We start from the raw sequence: 1,353 nt of genomic DNA on the forward strand, positions 1-1,353 counted from the left end.
CGTCTGTATCTTAGACAACAAATCGATGATATTAGGCAAGAAATTCGCAATTTTCAGCAAGCTTTAGTCAATCACGCTGAAAACCATCTGGAAACCCTGATCCCCGGTTATACCCACCTGCAGCGCGCTCAACCGATTAGTTTAGCCCATCATCTCTTAGCTTATTTTCAAATGGCCGAACGGGATCACCAAAGATTGGGGGAAATTCGCGCCAGGACTAATATTTCGCCCCTAGGATGTGGTGCTTTAGCAGGGACGACTTTTCCGATTGATCGTCATTACAGTGCCAATTTACTCGATTTTGAGCAGGTGTATAACAATAGTCTTGATGGAGTTAGCGATCGAGATTTTGCCATTGAATTCATGACGGCCGCTAGTCTGATTATGGTCCACCTGAGCCGTTTGAGCGAAGAAATGATTCTCTGGTCTTCCCAAGAATTTAGTTTTATCACTCTCACCGATAGTTGTGCCACGGGATCTAGCATTATGCCCCAGAAAAAAAATCCCGACGTTCCCGAATTGGTGCGCGGCAAAACAGGGCGGGTTTTTGGGCATTTACAGGCGTTATTGACCTTAATGAAGGGTTTACCCCTAGCTTATAACAAAGACTTGCAGGAGGACAAGGAAGCGTTATTTGATGGCGTTAAAACCGTGCGGATTTGTTTGCAAGCGATGACGGTACTTTTAGCCACCGGAATTCAATTTAAAACCGACCGATTAGCTAATGCGGTGGCGGAAGATTTTTCTAATGCGACGGATGTGGCGGATTATTTAGCCAGTAAGGGAATTCCCTTCCGAGAAGCTTATAATTTAGTCGGGAAAGTCGTTAAAAGCAGTTTGGCAGCGGGTAAGTTATTGAAAGATTTAACCCTGACGGAATGGCAAGAATTACATCCGGCTTTTGAGGCCGATATCTACGACGCGATCGCTCCTCGTCAGGTGGTAGCGGCCCGTAATAGCTATGGTGGCACAGGTTTTGAACAAGTGCGATCGGCTTTAATTCAAGCTAAAGCCATTCTCGATCATCGAAAATTTGCGTCTGAAACCCCGCCGTTCTAGGTTGGCTTTACGTTAGAATTAAAAGGCCAGTCTCGAAAACCAAGTGGACGGCGCAGCACCTTGAAAACTCGGCTTAGGGGGTTCCGACCAGAAAAGCTTGGCTGGGTAAAAAGTCGCGCGCAACAAGTACAAGAAGCTATAGGCGGTCAACGTACCGTGGGACACAGGGAATCGGGCTTCTGAAATGGGGCGAAAGTCTGTGGACTCTGTGTAAGACAGTACATGGTTTTTTAACTGTGGTATGCGACGGTGGTGGAAGCAGAAACTTAAATCGTGAGGTTTAGGAATCGCCGC

Annotated in this window: 1 protein-coding gene; it reads left to right on the forward strand. The window is 46.6% G+C overall.

Features of this window, described 5'->3' with window-relative positions:
* Positions 1–1,059, forward strand: a 1,059-nt coding sequence (argH, locus tag PX481_RS17275) for an argininosuccinate lyase (RefSeq protein WP_288095176.1), incomplete at its 5' end; no start/stop codon positions are given.
* Positions 1,060–1,353: the final 294 nt, after the last annotated feature.

The organism is Microcystis sp. M53603_WE2, assembly GCF_030065435.1.